The sequence below is a fragment of the Thioclava electrotropha genome, from assembly GCF_002085925.2.
Classification (GTDB): Bacteria; Pseudomonadota; Alphaproteobacteria; order Rhodobacterales; family Rhodobacteraceae; genus Thioclava; species Thioclava electrotropha.
Map to the genome: position 1 here is coordinate 3,552,174 of NZ_CP053562.1, position 18,671 is coordinate 3,570,844.

20 protein-coding genes are annotated in these 18,671 nt (G+C 64.4%); 6 read left to right on the forward strand and 14 right to left on the reverse strand.

All coding sequences use genetic code 11. The features are described from left to right. Nucleotides 1-169: 169 nt before the first annotated feature. Nucleotides 170-646, reverse strand: coding sequence for a cytochrome c-type biogenesis protein (locus AKL02_RS16805; RefSeq protein ID WP_083078417.1), 477 nt, complete (start codon nucleotides 644-646; stop codon nucleotides 170-172). Between the two features lie 3 nt (nucleotides 647-649). Next, nucleotides 650-2,617: a heme lyase CcmF/NrfE family subunit gene (locus AKL02_RS16810; protein ID WP_083078414.1), complete on the reverse strand. Its 1,968-nt coding sequence runs from the start codon at nucleotides 2,615-2,617 to the stop codon at nucleotides 650-652. A gap of 167 nt (nucleotides 2,618-2,784) precedes the next feature. Here AKL02_RS16810 and AKL02_RS16815 point away from each other — a divergent pair, with 167 nt between their 5' ends. The 3 genes from AKL02_RS16815 to AKL02_RS16825 are packed head-to-tail and all read left to right on the forward strand — an operon-like array spanning nucleotide 2,785 to nucleotide 4,347. Continuing rightward, nucleotides 2,785-3,192: an META domain-containing protein gene (locus AKL02_RS16815; protein ID WP_165756996.1), complete on the forward strand. Its 408-nt coding sequence runs from the start codon at nucleotides 2,785-2,787 to the stop codon at nucleotides 3,190-3,192. A gap of 40 nt (nucleotides 3,193-3,232) precedes the next feature. Then, a complete protein-coding gene (locus tag AKL02_RS16820) occupies nucleotides 3,233-3,961 on the forward strand; it encodes a rhomboid family intramembrane serine protease (RefSeq protein WP_083078409.1) in 729 nt (242 codons plus the stop codon). Beyond that, a complete protein-coding gene (locus AKL02_RS16825; RefSeq protein ID WP_083078406.1) occupies nucleotides 3,961-4,347 on the forward strand; it encodes a GFA family protein in 387 nt (128 codons plus the stop codon). The genes AKL02_RS16820 and AKL02_RS16825 overlap by 1 nt, the downstream gene beginning before the upstream one ends. On the opposite strand, the gene AKL02_RS16830 is transcribed toward AKL02_RS16825, so the two are convergent. The 10 genes from AKL02_RS16830 to pyk form a co-directional block, all read right to left on the reverse strand. Further along, a complete protein-coding gene (locus AKL02_RS16830) occupies nucleotides 4,323-5,945 on the reverse strand; it encodes a GMC family oxidoreductase (RefSeq protein ID WP_083078404.1) in 1,623 nt (540 codons plus the stop codon). The two genes, AKL02_RS16825 and AKL02_RS16830, sit on opposite strands and share 25 nt — an antisense overlap. Nucleotides 5,946-6,257: 312 nt before the next feature. Further along, nucleotides 6,258-8,666, reverse strand: a complete 2,409-nt coding sequence (gene pheT, locus AKL02_RS16835) for a phenylalanine--tRNA ligase subunit beta (RefSeq protein ID WP_083078401.1) — start codon at nucleotides 8,664-8,666, stop codon at nucleotides 6,258-6,260. A gap of 10 nt (nucleotides 8,667-8,676) precedes the next feature. Next, entirely contained in the window at nucleotides 8,677-8,970 is a 294-nt protein-coding gene (locus tag AKL02_RS16840) for a YrhK family protein (RefSeq protein WP_083078399.1), read from the reverse strand. After that, nucleotides 8,930-9,364, reverse strand: a complete 435-nt coding sequence (locus tag AKL02_RS16845; RefSeq protein ID WP_083078398.1) for an ASCH domain-containing protein — start codon at nucleotides 9,362-9,364, stop codon at nucleotides 8,930-8,932. Before AKL02_RS16845 ends, AKL02_RS16840 begins: the two co-directional genes overlap by 41 nt. A 74-nt stretch (nucleotides 9,365-9,438) precedes the next feature. Next, nucleotides 9,439-9,939 carry a hypothetical protein gene (locus AKL02_RS16850; RefSeq protein ID WP_083078397.1) on the reverse strand — a complete coding sequence of 167 codons (501 nt, stop codon included), beginning with the start codon at nucleotides 9,937-9,939 and terminating at the stop codon, nucleotides 9,439-9,441. A 125-nt stretch (nucleotides 9,940-10,064) separates the two neighbouring features. Then, on the reverse strand, nucleotides 10,065-11,138 hold the full coding sequence (pheS, locus tag AKL02_RS16855; RefSeq protein ID WP_078600495.1) for a phenylalanine--tRNA ligase subunit alpha: 1,074 nt from the start codon (nucleotides 11,136-11,138) through the stop codon (nucleotides 10,065-10,067). Nucleotides 11,139-11,540: 402 nt separating this feature from the next. Continuing rightward, entirely contained in the window at nucleotides 11,541-11,906 is a 366-nt protein-coding gene (gene rplT, locus AKL02_RS16860; protein WP_078522551.1) for a 50S ribosomal protein L20, read from the reverse strand. Nucleotides 11,907-11,924: 18 nt separating this feature from the next. Further along, nucleotides 11,925-12,125, reverse strand: coding sequence for a 50S ribosomal protein L35 (gene rpmI, locus AKL02_RS16865; RefSeq protein ID WP_078542184.1), 201 nt, complete (start codon nucleotides 12,123-12,125; stop codon nucleotides 11,925-11,927). A gap of 143 nt (nucleotides 12,126-12,268) precedes the next feature. Then, nucleotides 12,269-12,511, reverse strand: a complete 243-nt coding sequence (locus AKL02_RS16870) for a hypothetical protein (RefSeq protein WP_083078396.1) — start codon at nucleotides 12,509-12,511, stop codon at nucleotides 12,269-12,271. A gap of 36 nt (nucleotides 12,512-12,547) precedes the next feature. Then, a complete protein-coding gene (gene pyk, locus AKL02_RS16875) occupies nucleotides 12,548-13,993 on the reverse strand; it encodes a pyruvate kinase (RefSeq protein ID WP_078542186.1) in 1,446 nt (481 codons plus the stop codon). A gap of 136 nt (nucleotides 13,994-14,129) precedes the next feature. Between pyk and AKL02_RS16880 the strand changes: the two genes are divergently transcribed. The 3 genes from AKL02_RS16880 (at nucleotide 14,130) to AKL02_RS16890 (ending at nucleotide 16,672) form a co-directional block, all read left to right on the forward strand. Continuing rightward, nucleotides 14,130-14,876 carry an N-formylglutamate amidohydrolase gene (locus AKL02_RS16880; protein ID WP_083078395.1) on the forward strand — a complete coding sequence of 249 codons (747 nt, stop codon included), beginning with the start codon at nucleotides 14,130-14,132 and terminating at the stop codon, nucleotides 14,874-14,876. 132 nt (nucleotides 14,877-15,008) lie between these two features. Further along, entirely contained in the window at nucleotides 15,009-15,947 is a 939-nt protein-coding gene (locus AKL02_RS16885) for a calcium-binding protein (RefSeq protein ID WP_083078394.1), read from the forward strand. 215 nt (nucleotides 15,948-16,162) lie between these two features. Continuing rightward, on the forward strand, nucleotides 16,163-16,672 hold the full coding sequence (locus tag AKL02_RS16890) for a hypothetical protein (RefSeq protein ID WP_083078393.1): 510 nt from the start codon (nucleotides 16,163-16,165) through the stop codon (nucleotides 16,670-16,672). A gap of 91 nt (nucleotides 16,673-16,763) precedes the next feature. Here the strand turns inward: AKL02_RS16890 and AKL02_RS16895 are convergent, their stop codons facing one another. After that, entirely contained in the window at nucleotides 16,764-17,624 is an 861-nt protein-coding gene (locus AKL02_RS16895; protein WP_083078391.1) for a D-amino-acid transaminase, read from the reverse strand. 19 nt (nucleotides 17,625-17,643) lie between these two features. Then, a complete protein-coding gene (gene dgcA, locus AKL02_RS16900) occupies nucleotides 17,644-18,606 on the reverse strand; it encodes an N-acetyl-D-Glu racemase DgcA (RefSeq protein WP_078600529.1) in 963 nt (320 codons plus the stop codon). Nucleotides 18,607-18,671: the final 65 nt, after the last annotated feature.

Here is an 18,671-nt window from a genome sequence, read left to right on the forward strand (position 1 = left end):
GTCCCGACGGGCTGGCGCATTGGTGACCGCGCGCGACGCTCATTCGATGGAGGGGCGTGGCTGGCATAAAGCGCCTGCCGTCCAAGGTCGCGATGCGCCAGCCCACGGGCCGCCGCGCGCCCTGCTTTTCCGTCTGGATGGAAGGCTCGAGCGAGGGCAGGAAAGCCCCCTACTCGCCCATCAGCTCATTCAGCCGCTTGCGTTCGTCGTCAGAGAGATCGGGCTGAGCCGGGCCCTCGGACGCGGCACGGCGCGAGCGGACATAGAAGAACCCGCCGATCAATGCGACGATCAAAGCCCCGGGGCCGAGATACCACAGCAGCAGGTTCGCCCCGCGCTTCTCCGGCTCGAACAGGACATATTCGCCATAGCGGGCAGTGATGTAGTCGATCACCTGGCTATTGGTGTCGCCCGCCTGCAAACGCTCGCGCACCAGCAGCCGCAGATCCCGCGATACTTCGGCATTGGAGTCGTCGATATTCTCACCCTGACAGACCGGGCAGCGCAGTACTCTGGAGATTTCGCGCGCCCGCGCCTCGAGCGCCGGGTCCTTCAGGATCTCGTCGGGCTGCACCGCAAGCGCAGGCCCGATCGAGAGGAGCGCCGAAAGCATCAACGCCAAGGCAAAGAAGTTTTTCCTGAGCATCGTTTACTCCGCCGGAGACGCTTGCGACGGGGCGGCGCGCGATTTGCGCGCCCCCGCTGCCACACGGTAGCGGCGATCCGACAGGCTCAGCAGCCCGCCCAACGCCATGATGATCGCGCCCGCCCAGATCCAGTCCGCGAAGGGCTTGATATAGGTGCGCACCGCGTAGCCGCCCTGATCCTGCGGATCGCCGAGCACGAGGTAGATATCGCCCAGCGGCGTGGTGTGGATCGCGGCTTCGGTCGTCGGCATCCGCTGCACCGGATAGACGCGCTTCTCGGGATGCATGGTGCCGATCAGCTTGCCGTCCTTCTCGACCGTCATCGTGCCGGTGGAGGAGGTGTAGTTCGGACCTTTGACCTGTTCGACCTTCTGAAGCGTGATCTGGTAGCCGTCCACGGTGAAGGGCTCGCCGATCTTGGCGACGCGGATATCCTCGATCTGGCCCGCGGTCAGAAGACCGATCCCGATGAAGGTGATGCCGAGGCCCGCATGGGCGGTGGCCTTGCCCCAATCGGCGCGCGGCAGGCGCTTGAGGCGTCCGAAATTGCGCGCCGACCGCTGCCACAGCTCGGTCATGGCCCCGAAGACCAGCCAGCTGCCCAGGAACACCGCGACGAGGGCGAGCAGCGAATTGCCGCTCTCGACAGCCCAGGCGAGGCCGCCCACGGCCAGCGCCAGCACGAATGCCGGGATCAGCGGCTTCACCACGCGACCGAGACGCGCGCGTTTCCACGGCATCATCGCGCCGATCGGCAGGATCAGGGCGAGGATCACCATGAACGGGGTGAAGGCCTGATCGAAGAACGGCGCACCGACCGACAGCTTGCGGCCGAAGAACATCTCCGCGACCAGCGGCCAGACCGTGCCCACGAAGACCACGAGCGCCGCGACGGCCAGCAGGATGTTGTTGATCACCAGCGCGGTTTCCCGCGACAGCATCGAGAACACGCCCTTGGCCTGCATCGAGGTCGCGCGGAACGCATAGAGCGTCAGCGCCCCGCCCACGAAGAGCGCGAGAATGCCGAGGATGAAGATGCCGCGCTGCGGGTCGGAGGCGAAGCTATGCACCGAGGTGATCACGCCCGAACGCACGATGAAGGTGCCGATCAGCGAGAAACCGAAGGCCATGATCGACAGAAGGATGGTCCACGACTTCAGCGCCTCGCGCTTCTCGACCACGATGGCCGAGTGCAGCAGCGCGGCGGCCAAGAGCCACGGCATGAAGGAGGCGTTCTCCACCGGGTCCCAGAACCAGAAACCACCCCAGCCAAGCTCGTAATAGGCCCACCACGAGCCCAGCGCGATGCCGATGGTCAGGAAGATCCAGGCCGCCAGCGTCCACGGCCGCACCCAGCGCGCCCAGGTCGCGTCGACCCGGCCCTCGATCAGCGCCGCCACCGCGAAGGAGAACGACATCGAGAGACCGACATAACCGAGATAGAGGAAGGGCGGGTGGAAAGCCAAGCCCGGGTCTTGCAGCAGCGGGTTCATCCCCTCGCCGTTGAACGGCGGCTCTGCGAGACGCAGGAACGGGTTGGAGGTGAAGATGATGAAGCCGAGGAAGGCCACGCCGATCCAGGCCTGAACGCTCAGCACGCGGGCGCGCAGTCGCGGCGGCAGAGCGCCACCGAACACGGCCGCCGCCGCCCCGAAGAGCGACAGGATCAACACCCACAGAAGCATCGAGCCTTCGTGATTCCCCCACACGCCGGTGATCTTGTAGAGCATCGGCTTGTCGGTATGGGAGTTCGCCCAGACCAGCTTCAGCGAGAAGTCCGACACGACGAAGGCGTGGGTCAGCGCCGCGAAGCTCACCGCGATGAGCAAAAACTGCGCTGTCGCTGCGGGTTCGCCGACCGCCATCCAGCCGCGCCAGCCTTTTTGCGCGCCGACGATGGGCACGATGGCCTGCACGATGGCCACCGCAAAGGCGAGAATCAGGGCAAAATGCCCGAGTTCGTTGATCATGGGACTCCTCCTGTCGCGGGGCGAGAGCATAGAGATATACGGCCTTCGGGCCAAGGAGGATGCGCGCCGATGTCGCAACTTTCCGACAGCCACTCACGGGGGCGTGAATGGCACAGCCCATTCTCAAGGTCTAAGCAAGGCGCGTGAGACCAAGAGGGATGCTGAAAATGCGTGCGATCGTGATCGGGCCGCTGCTGGCCTTGGGGCTTGTGGCAGGATGCCAGTCGGAGCCGGGCGACCCTCTCGAGGCGATTGCGCCGAACGCGATCTGGGAAGTGGTGTCGATCGACGGCAAGCCCCTGCCCGACGGCGTCGAGGTCACGCTGACCCATCCCGAAAAGGGCCTGATCGCGGGCAAGGCGGGCTGCAATCACTATAACGGCCGGATCTCGGAAAAGGACGGTCGGGTGCGCGTCGGCGAACTGGCCGGGACGCGCATGATGTGCCCCGAGCCCGCAATGGGCGTCGAGAAGGCCTTCCACTCGGCAATGGCCCGCGTCGATACGGTGAAACTGTCGCAGGACCGGCTGGAGCTGATCTCGCAGGGCGACACGGTGATCGAAGCCACGCAATAAGCGCCTTGACCGACGGTGCGGAGCGTGGCCCTCTCGGGCGATGTTCCCGATCCGCGATCACAACCCCTCTTACAGCACCCCATGGGTCACATGGACCCTGATCGCGATCAATATCGTGGTCTATGTCTTCACCGCGCCCTGGGGCGGCGATATGCGGGAACTCTGGCTCAACAACGCGCTCTGGCCTGCTGCAGTGACCCATGGCGTCGCGTGGCACGGGCTTTTCACCCATATGTTCCTGCATGCCGGCATCCTGCATCTGGCGGGCAACATGCTGTTTCTCTGGGTTTTCGGCGACAATCTCGAAGACCGGATGGGGCGCGTTCTCTTCCTGATCTTCTATCTCGCCTGCGGGCTGGCCGCCGCCTTCGCGCAGATCGCCGCGAACCCGAATGCGACTGTGCCGATGGTGGGCGCCTCGGGGGCGATTGCAGGCGTGATGGGGGGCTATCTGCTGCTCTATCCGAAAGCGCGGATCGACGTGCTGTTCTACTTCCTCGTCTTCTTCAAGATCTGGGCCACGCCTGCTTGGCTGGTGCTGGGCCTGTGGTTCGGGATCCAGCTATTCAACGAGCTGACCTCCGGCGCGTCGGGCGGCGTCGCCCACATGGCCCATATCGGAGGCTTCGTGGCGGGCGCGCTTCTAACGCTGCCGCTGTGGTATCGCCTTGGCGGGCCGCTCTTCTGGCGGCTCACCCATGGCCACCCGCCCTTCCCCGAGGCGCGCGAGCGCCAGACCAACATTCCCACAGTCACACGGAGACGCTGATGCTGCCCGAAATCCAGTCGCCCCACCGCCTGACCTGCCATTGCGGCGCGGTGGAGATGGAGGTGACGCTCTCCGACGGGCTGAACACCAAACGGCGTTGCGATTGCTCTTTCTGCCGTCGGCGCGGGGCAGTGGCGGTCTCTGCCCCGCTCTCGGGCATCCGCATCGTGAAGGGCGAGGACAATCTGACGCTCTACCAATTCGGCACGATGACCGCGAAGCATTACTTCTGCAAAACCTGCGGCATCTACACCCATCACCAGCGCCGCTCGAACCCGAACCAATACGGCGTGAACGCCGCCTGTCTTGCAGGGGTGAACCCGCGCGATCTGGACCCGGTGCCGTGGAATGATGGCGTCAATCACCCGACCGATCGCGCCGACTGATCCTTTCGAATGAACGCGGCGGCGCGCTCGGCGATCATGATCGTCGGCGCGTTGGTATTGCCCGAAATCAGCCGCGGCATCACCGAGGCATCGACAACGCGTAGCCCGTCAATCCCGCGCACCCGCAGCTGAGGATCAACCACCGACATGTCGCCCTGTCCCATCCCGCAGGTGCCGACCGGATGGTAGATCGTATCCGCCCGCGCCCGGATATCGGCCATCAGCCCTTCATCCGTCCCGTCATGCGGATAGAACCTGCGCCCCCGCCAAGGGGTGAGGGGCTCCGCCTCGGCGATCCGGTCCAGAAGCCGCGCGCCTTTCAGCAGCAGCTCTGCATCGCGCGGATCGGACAGGTATTCCGGGTCGATCAAGGGCGCCGCGCGCGGATCGCTCGAGGCCAGCCGCAGCGTCCCGCGTGACTGAGGCCGCAGCGGACAGATATGAGCCGACCAGCCATCGGCCAGATGCGGCTTGCGCATATGCTGATCGACGATACCGACGACGAAATGGATTTGCAGATCGGGCCGCGAAAGACTCGGATCGCTCCTCAGGAAGGCCCCGCCCTCGGCCATGGGCGAGGCGAACAGCCCCTCGCCATGCTTGCGCCACGCGCCCGCCGCCCGCGCCAGTCGCATCAGCCCGCGCGGGTTCAGCCCCACCACGTCGCGCCGAGGCGAGGTGTAGCTGATGACGTAATCCAGATGATCCTGAAGGTTTGCGCCCACGCCCGGCAGATCGAGACGCGGTTCGATCCCGACCTCGCGCAGATGATCCGCAGGCCCGATCCCTGAGAGCATCAGCAGCTGCGGCGAGCCGAACGCCCCCGCCGAGACGATCACCTCGCGCGCCGCCTCGATCTTCATCCGCTTGCGGCCTTGCCGGACGATTGCCCCCGTCGCGCACCCGTCCACGATCTCGATCTTCTCGGCCCGCGCGCGGGTCAGCACGGTCAGATTGGGCCGCGCCATCACCGGATGCAGATAGGCTGCCGCCGTCGAGCAGCGCTCGCCCTTGCGCGGACCGTCCCAGAATTGCGTGACCTGATAGAGCCCCGCCCCTTCCTGTCGTGGCCCGTTGAAATCCTCGTTTGGCGGGCATTGCACGGCTTCGCAGGCCTCGATGAAGGCACGGCTGATCGCCCGCGGCCGCCGCTGATCGCCGACCTGCAACGGCCCTTCGGCGCCATGCCAGTCCGACGCCCCGCGGGCATTGCGCTCGGAGGCGAAGAACCACGGCTTCACGGTTTCCCAGTCCCAGCCCTCGGCGCCCGCCTCGGCCCAGCCGTCGTAATCCTCGGGCTGGCCGCGCGCATAGAGCATCGCGTTGATCGCCGACGACCCGCCAAGCCCCCGGCCCCGCGGCTGGAACCCGCGCCGCCCGTTCAACCCCGGCTGCGGCACGGTGCTCAACGCCCAGTTATGGATCGGCGGTCGCCCGGCGACCATCGTGGCGACCAGCGCAGGCGCACGCACGAAGATATCGCGCGCCTCGCGGCCTGCCTCGACAAGACAGACGGTCACGGTCGGGTCCTCCGACAGCCGCGCCGCCAGCACCGACCCCGCCGAGCCGCCGCCCAGAATGAGATAATCGAAACGCAAGGGCTCCTCCTTCCCTCGTTCGCGAAAAGCCTAACGGGTTTCGGAAGATAGGGAAGCGTGACGCGGGGTCGGAGTGCCAAGGGACGCGCCCGAGCCATGGGTGGGCGCGGCGCGAGATAGGTGGCTTGGCCCTTTATCTCAAAAGCCCGGAAGACCGACGAACTCGCGGCGACATCGCCAATGCGCCCTCCCGTGGGGAGGATCGGGCGCGGCCCGGGCTGGTCGCCCGCGCCATCAGAGCCCCCCCGCTGCACGCAAAAGAAAACGCCCGGTCTCTCCGACCGGGCGCTCCAAACTCTCTCGAGGACAACCTTAGCTGCGCAACGTGCCGCCGGTGGCTTTGCTCACCTTCTCGACGATCTTCTTGCTCACCGCCTCGATCTCGGCATCGGTCAGCGTCTTGTCGGCGGGCTGCATCCGCACCGTCAGCGCGATCGACTTCTTGCCCGCGCCCATCTGCTCCTCGGCCTTGGCGCCGGTGAACTGGTCGAAGACATTCACGCTCTCGATCAGCTTCTTGTCTGCACCCATCGCCGCGTTCACCGCGGTCAGCGCCTCGACATTCGCATCCACGACGAAGGCGAAATCGCGCTCGACCGCCTGCAGGTCGGAGATCTGCAGCGCGGGCCGCGTCGCGCCCTTCTTCTTCGGGAAGGGGATGTTTGCCAGACGGATCGTGAAGGCGACCGCCGGGCCCTTCACGCCCAGTTCGCGCAGCACCTTGGGATGCACTTCGCCAAAGGTCGCCAGCAGGTTCGGACCAAGCGCCACATTACCCGCGCGACCCGGATGCCACCACGCATCCAGCTTGCGGTTGATCTGCGCACGCGCCGGCGCGCCGACCGCGACCAGCACGGCCTCGGCATCGGCTTTCGCATCGTAAAGGTCCACCGGACGGCGCGACCCAAAAGGATCGCGCGGCGCGGAGTGACCGACCAGAAGCCCGGTCGCCTGCAGAACCTGCTCGCCCGGCTCGCCGCCGTTGAACGCAGGACCAACCTCGAACAGCGCCAAATCGTTCAGACCGCGCGCCTGATTGCGGGCGGCCGCCTGCAACAGACCCGGCAGCAGATCCGGGCGCATATGCGTCATCTCCGAGCTGATCGGGTTCTCCAGCTTGGTCGCGTCCGCGCCACCGCCGAACAGCTTGGCGGACGCCTCGTCGATGAAGCTGTAGGTCACGCATTCATTGTAGCCCAAAGCCGCCGTCGTGCGCCGCGCCATCCGCTCGCGCTGCTGCATCGGCGTGAGGATCGCGTCCGGCACGCCGGTCGTCTCGCGCCCCATCGGCTTGCCCTCAAGTTTCGTCAGCGAGGCGATGCGCGCCACTTCCTCGACCAGATCGGCCGAGCCCAGCACGTCGGGGCGCCAGGTCGGGGGCGTCGCCATGTCGCCGTCGAGCGTGAAGCCCAGAGCCTCCAGCGTCTCGCGCTGCGTGGCCTCAGGGATATCCATACCGACGAGCGAGATCACCCGCGCCGGGTCCAGCTTGTAAGCGCGGCTGACATCCGGAACCGCGCCGTCCATCACCACGTCCGACACTTCGCCACCGCAGAGATCGACGATCATCTTCGCCGCCAGATCGAGCCCCGGCAGCGTGAAGGCCGGATCGACACCGCGCTCGAACCGATACCGCGCATCCGAATTGATCTTCAGCGCTCGACCGGTCGCCGCGATGGTGATCGGGTCCCAATAGGCGCTCTCGAGGAACACATCGACCGTGTCCTCATCCGCGCCGGACTCCTCGCCACCCATGATCCCGGCAAGGCTCTCGACGCCCTTGTCGTCGCAGATCACCATGTCGCCTGCGCGCACGGTATAGGTCTTCTCGTCGAGCGCGAGGAATTCCTCGCCGCCCTCGGCCGGTTTGATCACCAGATTGCCCGCCACCTTCTTCATGTCGAAGACGTGGAGCGGCCGGTTCAGGTCATAGGTGAAGTAGTTGGTGATATCGACCAGCGTCGAGATCGGGCGCAGACCGATCGCCTTGAGCCGCTTTTGCAGCCACTCGGGCGACGGCCCGTTCTTCACACCGCGGATCACGCGACCTGCAAAGAGCGGGCAGCCCTTGTCCTTCAGCGCCGGGTCGATCGTCACCGAAATCGGAGCCTCGAACGCAGCCTCGACCTTCGGCACGTCGAGCGGCTTGAGCTTGCCCAGACCGCGCGCCGCCAGATCGCGCGCAATCCCGCGCACGCCAAGCGCATCAGGACGGTTCGGCGTGATCGCGATCTCGATCACCGGATCGACTGCCTCGGGACGGTTCTCGGCCAGCCAGTCGGTGAACTTCTGCCCGACCTCGCCCGACGGCAATTCGATGATCCCGTTATGCTCGTCCGACAGCTCCAGCTCGCGCTCGGAGGCCATCATCCCGTGGCTTTCCACCCCGCGGATATTGCCCACCGACAGCGTCACGTCGATGCCGGGCACGTAATCGCCGGGCTTGGCGAGCACGACCGTGATCCCGGCCCGCGCATTCGGTGCCCCGCAGACGATCTGCGTCACTCCCTCATCCGTCTCGACCATGCAGACCCGCAGACGATCGGCGTCGGGGTGCTGCTCGGCCGATTGCACACGCGCCAGCGTAAACGTCTCCAGCTTCGCCGCCGGATCGACGACCTCCTCGACTTCAAGCCCGAGATCGGTGAGCGCCTCGGCGATCTGATCGACGGTGGCCTCGGTCTCGAGATGATCCTTGAGCCAGGACAGGGTGAATTTCATCGGACTTCCCTCAGGATTGCTTGCGCTGCGCGAGGTCCTTGTAATCCCCCATCTCAAGGAGTTTCAACTCCCGCCAAAGCCGGATCGAGGGTTTTGCAGCGAAAAGGAGCGACCCGATCAGGAACAACCACGTGCCGGGGATCATCAGGCTCTCGTAGAAGAAGAAGATCGAGCCGATGACGAAACAGAAGGCCGCGCCGAAATCGACCACCGTATAGGCAATCTCCGTGAGGGCGACGAAGCGGCGCTGCTCGGGGCTTTGTTCATGCTTCGGGGTGTCGAAGAGGTGTTTCTTCTGGGCCATCGGGTTCTCCTTGATAGTCCTTTACCAAGCGAAACCGCTCGCAAACGAGTTCCATCTCGGGGGTAAAACCTCCGTTACGCTCGAAATAGGCCTGATGACCCTGCCGCCAGCCTTCCAGCGTCTCGTCCTCCCCCTCGGCCAGCGCGAAATCCGCGTCGACATCGCAAAACCGCCGGATCGTGACCTCGATGGTCTCGATCATCAACGCAGGCTTGCCGTCCCAATCGAGCGCGATATCGCGGCGACCGACCACCGGCATATCCTCGCCCCCTTCGGTGAAATAGGTGAGCGCGCCGCAGGTGGCGGTCTTCTTGCCTTCGCGGATCAGGGTGAGGAGTTCGTCGCAGAGTTCGCGGCTGTCGCCGAAGGTGAAGGTGATGGGGGTGTTGGGCATTGGGGCTTCCTTTGGAGTTGGGGAAGCAACGACAGATGGCTTCGCATTTAGCAGTGCTTAGATCAGGCGGCTCCTCAATCCCTACCGTCGAGAGGCAAATTCGTGATTTTCACTTCGTGCCCCTGAACCTCACTGACAAAAGCGGACTCTAGCTCCGAGTGCATCTCATCGACGCCCTTTCGAGCTTGATGCCAGTACCGTGTTGCTATTTCGCGCAATTGCACTCGGTCTAGATCTTTTGTGCCAAATTCCGTGAGGGCGAATTCCGAGTACCCCCGCAAGAAATCCAGTGTGACGCGCTGCATCTTCATCGCCGCATCGAGAGTCTTCTGATCTTCAGAAACTAGAAAAACTCTGCCTACGATCACGTTCACCTTAGGCAAAATTTCACTTACCCAGTTTTCGGCCGTAACGGATATATCGCTATCGCCAGTTAATTGCGGCCCCCGAGCGAGCGATCCCCGCAGCTCCACGAGCTCTGACACTGTCTGAAAGTAGAACTCTCTCAGTTCACGGTGCCGTTCGTTTTTCCGATCCTGTGCCTTCTGCCAAGGGTATGCCACGAAACCGATCATCAGAGCTGCGGTCGCACCGATGATACCTGTAGCTGCCGAGGGCAAGCAGATAACGCCACCGAGACCTACAAGCGTTAGGAGACCCGCAACGGGCCAATCTAGGTCTCGGTAAGCGTCACGCCATCTCACCGGCTCAACCCACCAGCCACCGTCGGCAGATCCAGCGCACTAAACCCGTAATGCTTCAGCCAGCGCAGGTCGCTCTCGAAGAACGCCCGCAGGTCCGGGATGCCGTATTTCAGCATCGCGAGGCGGTCGATCCCGATGCCGAAGGCGAAGCCCTGCCATTCACTCGGGTCGATCCCGGCAGACTCGAGCACTTTCGGATGCACCATCCCCGAGCCGAGGATCTCCATCCAGTCGTCGCCCTCGCCAATCTTCAGGCTACCGCCCTCCCAGGAACAGCGGATATCGACCTCGGCCGACGGCTCCGTGAAGGGGAAATGCGAGGCGCGGAAACGCAGCTCGACGCCATCCACCTCGAAGAAGGCCTTGCAGAACTCTTCCAGCACCCATTTCAGGTTCGCCATCGAGATGTCTTTCCCGATCGCCAGACCTTCGACCTGGTGGAACATCGGCGTGTGGGTCTGGTCCATGTCCATGCGGTAGACGCGGCCCGGCGCGATCACGCGGATTGGCGCGCCCTGCTCCAGCATCGCGCGGATCTGCACCGGCGAAGTATGGGTGCGCAGCACATGCGGCGGACGATTGTCGCCCTCGTCGCGATGCATGAAGAACGTGTCGTGCTCCTGCCGCGCGGGGTGTTCGGGCGCGATGTTGAGCGCGTCGAAATTGTGCCAGTCGTCTTCGATCTGCGGGCCTTCGGCGACCGCAAAGCCCATATCGGCGAAGATCGCGGTGACCTCGTCCATCACCTGAGAGACCGGGTGGATGGTGCCCTGCCGCCGCGGGCGGCCCGGCAGCGTCACGTCAAGCCATTCCTCGCGCAGCCGCGCATCGAGCGCCGCATCCGCCAGCGCCGCCTTCTTCGCGCGCAGCGCCGCGTCGATCTCGTCCTTCAGCACGTTGAGCGCCTTGCCCGTGGTCTGGCGCTCCTCCGGGGTCATCTTGCCCAGCTCACGCATCTTAAGGCTGATCTCGCCCTTCTTGCCCAAGGCGGCCAGACGGATCTCTTCCAGCGCGGCCTCGTCGGTCACATCGGCCACGGCGCTCAGGTATTTATCGCGAAGCTCTTGCATATCATTCCCCGGGAATTTGCTTGGCCCACGGGTTAGCCGCGCCGGCGCGCCTTTGCAACCTCGCGCTTGCAGGCAAAGGGCGGATGGGGGCGCTGCCCCCGCTCCTTCGGAGCCCCCCGGGATATTTGGATCAAGAGGAAGAAAAACGCCCGGCTCGGACCCATCATCGGGCGGCAGACCGGGCGCTTCCCCTTGAGCGGTCATCGGCGTCCCCGCCTGTACCGCATCTCCGAGTGAACGCGATTCCAGTTAATGAACCACTAACCTTCCTCTTGGTGGAAATATCCCGGGGGGCTCGTGAAACGAGCGGGGGCAGCGCCCCCTCCCCGGCCCCTAATCCATCCCAAACGAAAAAGGCCGCCCCAGATGGAGCGGCCCTTCCCGAATTCTGTCGTAAGCCGATTACGCGGCGGCGGCGGCTTTCGCCTGCTCGACGATCGCGCCGAAGGCTTCGGGCTCGTGCACGGCGAGATCGGCGAGAACCTTGCGGTCCACTTCGATGCCAGCTTGGTTGAGGCCGAAGATGAACTTCGAGTAGCTCAGATCCGCATCGACGGCGCGCACGGCGGCGTTGATACGCTGGATCCAGAGTGCGCGGAAATTACGCTTACGGGCTTTACGGTCGCGGGTCGCGTATTGGTTCGCCTTGTCGACCGCCTGGGTCGCAGTGCGGAAGTTGCGCGAGCGCGAGGAATAATACCCTTTCGCCTTCTTGAGCACTTTCTTGTGCGCGGCGTGGGTGACCTTACCGGATTTGACGCGTGCCATTGTTCAAGTCTCCCGAGTTCAGCGGTTGTAGGGCATGTATTTCTTGACGATCTTCGTATCCGCCTCGCAGAGCACCATGGTGCCCGAGGTTTCGCGGATGAATTTCGTCGAGCGTTTGATCATGCCGTGACGCTTGCCGGCCGGACCCACCTTGACCTTGCCGGTCGCGGTGAACTTGAACCGCTTCTTGGCAGCGGATTTCGTCTTCATCTTGGGCATTTACAGCTCCTTTGCAGGGTGTGGAAGCGCGACTCGGCATGCCACTTAGGCCGGCCGCGCGGGTTCAGAGTGGGCCTGTTAGACGCCGCAGGTCCGTTTGGCAAGGGAAAAATCCGGAACTGCCCTGCCCCCGGATGGCGACGCTAGTAATTGACCAAGCGAGCCAAGACGCGCGCCACCGCCTCGGGCACCGTCTTGAGCGTATAGCCCCCCGGCCGGGCGTAGAAAGCCAGCAGGATCAACGCACCAGCCACCAGGATCCCGACCGTCGCCGCCCGCGGCGGGCGGCTGTCGGAGAAGGCGGAGATCGCAGCCGGGATCGCGATGATCGCGATCGCCAGCCCGATCGTAAGCAGGAGATCGGCATCTACCGAAGAAAGATCCATCACCTGCGCCCTTGTCACCAACCCTCTCGGGAAAGGTTACTCAGGGTCAGTGCGGTAAATCAATCGCTCATCACAGGGTGCGACGCGCAGGATGTTCGTGGTGCCCTGTACGTTGAACGGCACGCCAGCGGTGACGACGATCTGCTGCGTCTCGTCGGCAAAGCCGAAATCGCGCGCCGCGCGGGCGGCGTTGACGACGGCCTGCTTGAACCGCTCCAGCTCGCCGCACGGCACCGCATGCACGCCCCAGGTCAGCGAGACCCGGCGCAGCGTCGCCTCGATCGGCGAAAGCGCGATGATCGGCACCCGCGGACGCTCCCGCGCGATGAGAGCGATCGTCTTGCCCGATTGCGTATAGGCGCAGATCGCCGCGATGTCGGTGGTCTCGGCGATCTCGCGCGCCGCAGCCACGATCCCGTCGGCGACGGTCTGACGGGCCGCATGGCGCGAGGCCTCGATCACTTCGCGGTAGGTCGGGTCCTTCTCGACCGAGATCGCGACGTTGTTCATCGTCTCGACCGCTTCGACCGGGTAGTTGCCCGCTGCGGATTCCGCGGAGAGCATGACCGCATCGGCGCCCTCGTAGATCGCGGTCGCGACGTCGGAGACCTCTGCACGGGTCGGCATCGGGCTCTCGATCATCGATTCCAGCATCTGCGTCGCCACGATCACGGGCTTCGCCCAGGTGCGGCATTTGCGGATCAGCTGCTTCTGGATCGGCGGCACGGCCTGAACGGGAAGCTCCACGCCCAGATCGCCACGGGCGACCATGATCCCGTCCGAGGCCTGAAGGATCTCGTCGAAGCTGCGCACCGCCGAGGGTTTCTCGATCTTCGACAGGATCGCCGCGCGGCCCTTGGCCAGATCGCGCGCCTCTTCGACGTCCTCGGGACGCTGCACGAAGCTCAGCGCGAGCCAGTCGACACCCATCTCGCAGGCGAATTCCAGATCCTTGCGGTCCTTCTCCGACAGTGCGGCCAGCGGCAGCACCACGTCGGGGACGTTCACGCCCTTGCGGTCCGAGATCGTGCCACCCACGGTGACGGTGCAATTCGCGAAATCGTCGCCGCAGTCATCGACCACGAGACGGATCTTGCCGTCATTGACCAGCAGTTCCGACCCCGGCTCGAGCGCCTGGAAAATCTCGGGATGCGGCAGGCACACGCGATGCGTAGCGCCGGGCGTCTCGTCGAGATCGAAGCGGAACTTGTCGCCGTCTTCCAGTTCCGCCCCATGCGCGGCGAAAGTGCCGACGCGCAGTTTCGGGCCCTGAAGATCGGCGAGGATCGCGATCGGGCGACCGAATTCGGCTTCGAGTTGGCGAATGATGGCGTGCCGAGCGCGATGCTCTTCGTGGCTGCCATGGCTCATGTTCAGGCGGAACACGTCCGCACCTGCGACGAACAGAGCTTTGATGCTGTCATAGTCCGAGGAAGAAGGGCCCAGCGTAGCCACGATCTTCACGTTGCGAAGGCGTCTCATGCGTCCTCGTTTTCCGTTCAAATTGATGTCATTTCGTGGGCCAAGTAAGCGTATGGCGCAATTTGTCGCGGGCCGCAACTGGCGTGGCGCAATCTTTCCCGTTATCTGAGCCATATCGAGCAAGCGTGAAGAGACTATGAACGAAAAACAGCCCCTTTCGATTAGTGGAGAGGCACGGCCCGGACGCTGGCTGGTCACCTGCGATCATGCGCGCAACACCGTGCCCGATTGGGTGGGTGGTGGCGATCTGGGCATCGACGCCGAGGATATGGCGCGCCACATCGCCTATGACGTCGGTGCGCTGGGGCTGTCGGAGGCGCTGGCGGAGCGGCTCGACTCGCCGATGATCGCGAGCGATTTTTCGCGCCTCGTGATCGACCCGAACCGGGGCGAAGACGATCCGACACTGGTGATGAAGCTTTATGACGGCACGATCATCCCCGCGAACCGCCATACCGACGCGGCAGAGGTCGAGCGGCGGCTGGACCGGCTCTATCGCCCCTATCATGCGGAATATGCCCGGCTCGCGGCGCGGCGCGACGATACGGTGATCTGCGCGGTTCACTCCTTTACACCGCGCCTGCGCGGGCGCCCGCCCCGCCCTTGGGACGTCGGCATCCTGCACGCTCCGGCCGATCCGCGCCTCGCCTATGAGATGATCGCGGCGCTCGAAGCCGAGGGCGATCTTTGCGTGGGCGACAACCAACCCTATCTGGGCCATCTGGAAGGCGACTCGATCGACCGCCACGCTCTGGCGCATCGCCGGCCGAACGTGCTGATCGAGCTGCGCAACGACCTGATCGCGACGCCCGAGCAGCAAGCCGCATGGGCCGACCGCCTCGCTCCGATTCTGACGCGGGTTCTGGCGCAGAGCGGCCTCTAACCGGCGACAGTGACCGCGTGGCGCGAGGGATTGTTTCCAAACGACGTTACTCCTGCCACATTCTGATCACATTCTATTGACGCCTTCGTGAGCGTCGCGGATATTTTCCCTGATTTCAGGGGGATACCACCGATGCTCGCGACTCTTCTTCTTGCCTTCCTGCCGTTGGCGCTCCTTGTCGGGGCCAGCCTCGACGGTGGCGGCGACCATAAAGATGAGCATGAGGACGAGGAGGCCGCTCGTCCTGATGAAGAAGGCACTGGTGCAGGCGAGGAGATCGACATCTCCGAGCCCGATCAGCTGACCGAGGGCACGTCGGGCGACGACACGATCCGTGGCACCGATGGGACCGACACGGTGATGGGGCTCGCAGGCAACGACGACATCTATCTCGGCGATGGCAATGACGGCGGCGACCTCTCGCCCGAGGACCAGCAGGCGATGGATCAGGCGACGAGCCTCGGCGAATTCCTCGATCTTTATGAGGCGTCAGGGGTCTTCGGCGCGGTCGGCGGCTCGGGCGACGACTATATAGACGCGGGCGCGGGCAACGACTCGATCACCGGCAGCCAGGGCGATGACACGCTGCGCGGTAATCTCGGCGCGGATTACCTGTTCGATGCCGAAGGGTCGAACGCCCTCTATGGCGGCTATGGCGATGACGAACTCTATGCCAGCGATCTGGACGGCGCGCCCGACCTGCTCGATGGCGGGGCGAATAACGACTATCTCAATGGCGACGACGGCGACACGATGACCGGCGGCACCGGCTCGGACTGGTTCGGGGTCGATTGGACCGAGGGCGACGCGCCGGTAACCGTGACCGATTTCGGACAGCTCGACCCGACCCCGGCCCCCGGCGCGCTCGGCGAATTTCTGGGCATCGAGGTGGACGACCTCGACAACGTGTCCGACTTCACCGTCTCGCAAAGCGGCAGCGACTCCATCGTGTCGATCAATGGCCAGCAGGTCGCGACGCTCAAGGATGTCGAATATGCCGCGCTCAAGGCGGCGGGCGGCGCGATCTATGCCACCGACGGACTCAACTACGGTCAGCCAGTCTACGCCTGACCCGTTCTCGAATCGTGCCGGGAGGCCGCCGATCGCGCGGCCTCCTTCCGTTTCGGTAAAGCCCCAAAAACGCGACCATATCCGATCGCGATACTAATCCTCGTCATTCTCTCTGATGGTTAACGACCCCTGAACAATGGGCCGGTTTCGGCCTCACAAAGCTTTTGCGCAAGCCGACAAATGTCGCGACGATCAAGGCAAGATCAGGAGAAAACATGCTCGCCTTGTTCATCGCCACCACCATCGCGTTATGCCTTCTCGGCTGGGCCGAGGGTTTGCCGCGCCAGCGCCAGGTTCGCGCCGCCGCCGACACCGGATCGGAGGCCGCCACGATGACCGCTGCGCCCGCGCAGGTCTCTTCGCCGAAAGAGGCGCTCGGCGCTTCGGCGGAGGACGCGAACGACCTCGATGCCGCCGTGATGATGCGCATCGAAGCGCTGCTGGCGCATCCGAACCAACAGGCCGAGACCCGCGCACACGCTCCGGCACCTGCACCCGCCGCAGGCCCCGAGCCTCTGCCGCGCATAAACGGGTTCGAACCGGGCGACGCCATCGCCCTCGATTTCACCGGCTCTGCGCCGCGTCGCGACGACATCACCTTCCGCACCTGCGCCGAAGGCACGCTCGTCGTGATCGAAGGTCAGGCCGAACTGGTCATCACAGGCATCGCGCCCGAGCAAATCGCGCCAGATGCCTTCCAATTCCGCGCTCATGCGGCGGCCTGAGAGACACCGCCCGCATGACAGGAAAAGACCCCGGTTGGGCTGGCCGGGGTCTTTTCTTTTTTAAATTCCGGATGTTGCGCCTGGGTGCGGATCAGATCGCGGCCTTGCGGCTCTCGTCGAGATAGATCTCGCGCAGACGCATAGCCACCGGGCCAACCGCGCCCTCGCCCACCGCCTCGCCGTCGATCTCCACCACCGGCATCACGAAAGCCGAGGCCGACGTGAAGAAAGCTTCATCCGCACCCTGCGCCTCTTCGATGGTGAAGGGACGCTCCTCGATCTCCATCTGGCTCTCGGCGGCATATTTCAGCAGCGAGGCGCGGGTGATCCCGTGCAGAATGTCGTGGCTCAGATGCCGCGTGATGATCTTGTTGCCCTTCACGATATAGACGTTGTTCGACGAGCCTTCGGTCACGAAGCCATCTTCCACGAACCACGCATCGTTCTTGCCCGCCTTCTCGGCCGCCATCTTGGCCATCGACGGATAGAGCAGCTGCACGGTCTTGATGTCGCGGCGATGCCAGCGCAGGTCGGGCAGCGAGATCACCTTGATGCCCTGTTTCGCCTTCGGATCGTCGGCGAGGTTCGGTTTCGACTGCGTATAGAGCACCACGGTCGGGGGCGTGCCTTCCGGCGGGTAGTGGAAATCGCGATCGCCCGCATTCCCGCGCGAGACCTGAAGGTAGATCATCCCTTCGTCGAGATCGTTACGCTTGACCAGTTCGCGGTGAATCTCGATCCATTCGTCTCGGGTCAGATCGCAGCTCATCTCCAGCTCCGCCAGCGAGCGACCGAGCCGGTTCATGTGACCTTCGAATTCGAGGATTTTGCCGCCCAGAACGGAAGTCACCTCATAGACCGCATCGCCCATCACGAAACCACGGTCGAAGACGGAGACCTTGGCCTCTTCCTCGGGAATATACTCTCCGTTGAGATAGACGATCCGGCTCATATTCTTGCTCCTTGAAAACTCATCCCCAGAGCTCCGGCTCCGGCGGCTCCACCACGCTGCCCTTGTAACGCAGCGGCACATCGCGGTCTTCGGCCAGAAGCAGCGGGCCGTCAAGATCGACGTAATCCGCCCCCTGGGCGACCAGCATCGCCGGCGCCATCGCAAGGCTCGATCCCACCATGCAACCAACCATCACGCCGAACCCTTCGGCGCGCGCGAGATCGCGCAGCCGCAGGGCTTCGGTCAGCCCGCCGGTCTTGTCCAGCTTGATGTTGATGACGTCGTATTTGCCGCGCAGATCGGTAAGCCCGTCGCGCGTATGGCAGCTCTCATCGGCGCAGATCGGCACCAGCCGCTGGATATCCGACAGCGCCTCGTCCCCCGCCGCAGGCAAAGGCTGCTCGACCAGCGCGACACCCAGCTTCTTCAGCTCGGCCTGAATGTCGAGGAAAGTCTCGATCTCCCAGCCCTCGTTCGCATCGACGATGATCTTCGACTCCGGCGCCCCTTCGCGCACCGCGCGCAGACGCGGCATGTCCTCGGGCGTGCCGAGCTTGATCTTCAGCAACGGGCGATGCGCATGCTCGGCGGCCGCCGCGCGCATCTTCTCCGGCTCGTCCAACGACAGCGTATAGGCCGTGGTCTGGCTCACCGGCTTGTCCAACCCGGCAAGCTCCCAGACCGGAACGCCCTTCTTCTTGGCTTCCCAATCCCACAAAGCGCAATCGACCGCGTTGCGCGCAGCCCCGGCGGGCAGTGCCTCTTGCAGCTCCGCACGGGAAATCCCTTGCGGCAGGCTCTCGATCTGCGCGGTAACGCTGTCGAGGCTTTCGCCGTACCGCGCATAGGGCACGCATTCGCCCCGCCCCGTCACGCCCTCGCGCTCCAGCGTCACGCTCAGCACATGCGCCTCGGTGCGCGAGCCGCGCGCGATGGTAAAGACCTGCGCCAGCTTGAACGTATCATGACTCACCCGGATCATCCGCGCCCCCCTTCGACTTGGTGCAAATATCCCCGCCGGAGGCATCCGGCAGGGGTCACAAGCGA

What these genes read in the sequence shown, in the direction of transcription:
- AKL02_RS16805 (WP_083078417.1), bottom strand. Translation starts at nt 646, where the DNA reads ATGCTCAGGAAAAACTTCTTTGCCTTGGCGTTGATGCTTTCGGCGCTC.
- AKL02_RS16810 (WP_083078414.1), bottom strand. Translation starts at nt 2,617, where the DNA reads ATGATCAACGAACTCGGGCATTTTGCCCTGATTCTCGCCTTTGCGGTG.
- AKL02_RS16815 (WP_165756996.1), top strand. Translation starts at nt 2,785, where the DNA reads ATGCGTGCGATCGTGATCGGGCCGCTGCTGGCCTTGGGGCTTGTGGCA.
- AKL02_RS16820 (WP_083078409.1), top strand. Translation starts at nt 3,233, where the DNA reads ATGTTCCCGATCCGCGATCACAACCCCTCTTACAGCACCCCATGGGTC.
- AKL02_RS16825 (WP_083078406.1), top strand. Translation starts at nt 3,961, where the DNA reads ATGCTGCCCGAAATCCAGTCGCCCCACCGCCTGACCTGCCATTGCGGC.
- pheT (WP_083078401.1), bottom strand. Translation starts at nt 8,666, where the DNA reads ATGAAATTCACCCTGTCCTGGCTCAAGGATCATCTCGAGACCGAGGCC.
- AKL02_RS16840 (WP_083078399.1), bottom strand. Translation starts at nt 8,970, where the DNA reads ATGGCCCAGAAGAAACACCTCTTCGACACCCCGAAGCATGAACAAAGC.
- AKL02_RS16845 (WP_083078398.1), bottom strand. Translation starts at nt 9,364, where the DNA reads ATGCCCAACACCCCCATCACCTTCACCTTCGGCGACAGCCGCGAACTC.
- AKL02_RS16850 (WP_083078397.1), bottom strand. Translation starts at nt 9,939, where the DNA reads ATGATCGGTTTCGTGGCATACCCTTGGCAGAAGGCACAGGATCGGAAA.
- pheS (WP_078600495.1), bottom strand. Translation starts at nt 11,138, where the DNA reads ATGCAAGAGCTTCGCGATAAATACCTGAGCGCCGTGGCCGATGTGACC.
- rplT (WP_078522551.1), bottom strand. Translation starts at nt 11,906, where the DNA reads ATGGCACGCGTCAAATCCGGTAAGGTCACCCACGCCGCGCACAAGAAA.
- rpmI (WP_078542184.1), bottom strand. Translation starts at nt 12,125, where the DNA reads ATGCCCAAGATGAAGACGAAATCCGCTGCCAAGAAGCGGTTCAAGTTC.
- AKL02_RS16870 (WP_083078396.1), bottom strand. Translation starts at nt 12,511, where the DNA reads ATGGATCTTTCTTCGGTAGATGCCGATCTCCTGCTTACGATCGGGCTG.
- pyk (WP_078542186.1), bottom strand. Translation starts at nt 13,993, where the DNA reads ATGAGACGCCTTCGCAACGTGAAGATCGTGGCTACGCTGGGCCCTTCT.
- AKL02_RS16880 (WP_083078395.1), top strand. Translation starts at nt 14,130, where the DNA reads ATGAACGAAAAACAGCCCCTTTCGATTAGTGGAGAGGCACGGCCCGGA.
- AKL02_RS16885 (WP_083078394.1), top strand. Translation starts at nt 15,009, where the DNA reads ATGCTCGCGACTCTTCTTCTTGCCTTCCTGCCGTTGGCGCTCCTTGTC.
- AKL02_RS16890 (WP_083078393.1), top strand. Translation starts at nt 16,163, where the DNA reads ATGCTCGCCTTGTTCATCGCCACCACCATCGCGTTATGCCTTCTCGGC.
- AKL02_RS16895 (WP_083078391.1), bottom strand. Translation starts at nt 17,624, where the DNA reads ATGAGCCGGATCGTCTATCTCAACGGAGAGTATATTCCCGAGGAAGAG.
- dgcA (WP_078600529.1), bottom strand. Translation starts at nt 18,606, where the DNA reads ATGATCCGGGTGAGTCATGATACGTTCAAGCTGGCGCAGGTCTTTACC.